The 1,509-nt window shown below is 65.8% G+C and carries 4 protein-coding genes; all 4 read right to left on the bottom strand.

The window, feature by feature from the left end; all coding sequences use genetic code 11:
• The coding region (locus tag BQ7388_RS10190) for a BMC domain-containing protein (RefSeq protein ID WP_200781485.1) at positions 1–183 on the bottom strand (183 nt) is incomplete at its 3' end.
• 9 nt (positions 184–192) lie between these two features.
• On the bottom strand, positions 193–489 hold the full coding sequence (locus BQ7388_RS10185) for a BMC domain-containing protein (RefSeq protein WP_062530906.1): 297 nt from the start codon (positions 487–489) through the stop codon (positions 193–195).
• Positions 490–502: 13 nt separating this feature from the next.
• On the bottom strand, positions 503–769 hold the full coding sequence (locus BQ7388_RS10180) for a hypothetical protein (protein WP_009278957.1): 267 nt from the start codon (positions 767–769) through the stop codon (positions 503–505).
• A 2-nt stretch (positions 770–771) separates the two neighbouring features.
• Positions 772–1,509, bottom strand: a 738-nt coding sequence (locus BQ7388_RS10175) for a hypothetical protein (protein ID WP_072500573.1), incomplete at its 5' end; no start/stop codon positions are given.

The following is a 1,509-nucleotide window of genomic DNA, read 5'->3' as shown; positions in this document are numbered from 1 at the left end:
GACCGCGGCCTCGCAGGCGGCGACGTCGCCCTCGACGAGGATCGAGATGTAGCCGGAGGCGGTGTTCTCGTAACCGATGAGCCTGACGTCTCCCGCCTTGCACATCGCGTCACCCGCCTCGAGCACCCACACCAGGCCGAAGGTCTCGATGGCGCCGAGCGCGTTCATAGCAGAATCAGACACGGGATCCTCCTAGTAGTCCACGTCGTGCACCGAGACGACGTCGCCGATCTCTGGCACGGGGCGCTTCATCACGTTGTGGGCAGTGAGCTTTCCGATGCGGGCGGCCGCCTCTGCCCCCGCCTTGACGGCCGCCTCGCAGGCGGCGACGTCGCCCGTCACCACGACGGTCACCAAGGTCGAACCGACGTTCTCGTACGACACGAGCTCGGTGTCACCCGCCTTGAGCATCTTGTCGGCGGCCTCGAGCGCGGGGACCATCCCGATGGTCTCTATGAGACCGATTGCCTGCTCTCCCCTGTATCGCATGGGCTGCTCCTCGCTACTTGATGTAGGAATCGATCGTCTTGCGCTGCTCGTCGGTCGCGCGGTAGTAGACGCGCAGATCGCCGGCGGGGTCGAGGTCGAAGCGAGACTCCTCGATGAGGGCGTTCTTCTCTGCCGTCATCAGGGCCTCCTGCACCTTGTCCTTCGTGAAGGCGGCGAAGCCGGAGTACTCGCCCTCGAGGGCCTCCAGGACGTCGTCCGCGCACGCCTCGTCGACGGTGGTGAAGTGCTTGAGGATCGCGTAGTTCAATGGCCTGCTCATGCTTACTGCTCCTTCTTAGACAGGTAGTCCGCAGGGTTGACGGCGACCAGGAAGATGCCGACGACCATGACCGCCGCGGCGATCCATGCGATGGGCGCCAGGGCGTAGCCGTTGATGCCCATGGCAAGCCCGACGATCAGCCAGGTGAAGAAGGGTCCATGGAAGGTGTAGGTGCCGTTGCAAGCCATGCCCAGCGCGGTGCCGCACATGGAGTTGCCGCGATACCAGCGGGCGAACGAAAGGTACGCGCACAGGCCGCTCAGGATGAAGAAGACGAGCGAGGGGAGGTCAGTGAGGGCGTCACCCACGTAACCGAAGGTCTCGCCAAGAGAACCTGCCCCGACGAGGGTGAGGACCGGGAGCACCACGATGAGGTTGAGGATGCCCGAGGTGGTCTGACGGATGGTGATGCCGATCTGCGAGTCGATCATCGCGGTGCCATAGCCGGCGATGCAGCCCTCCGCACCCCAGCCTACGGCGGCCAGGAAGGCGAGCGCCAGTCCGAATCCGGTGCCAGCGGGCACGTCACCGGTGAGCCCGGTGGAGCCGATCATGACTCCCGCGATGACACAGACCACGATGCCTGCGACCATGTGGGGCTTGAGGGGCTGCTTGTAGAGGACGCGGGCGAGAATGGCGCCGACGGCGGGGTTGAGCGCGGCGATGGGCACGGCAAGGGTGCCGGCCTGGCTCAGCGCGATGACGTAGGCGACGCTGGCGATGGGGCCTCCGGCGGCTGC

The organism is Olsenella phocaeensis, from assembly GCF_900120385.1.
In the GTDB taxonomy this organism is placed as follows: domain Bacteria; phylum Actinomycetota; class Coriobacteriia; order Coriobacteriales; family Atopobiaceae; genus Olsenella_I; species Olsenella_I phocaeensis.
This window is presented reverse-complemented; position numbering and strand designations above follow the sequence as displayed.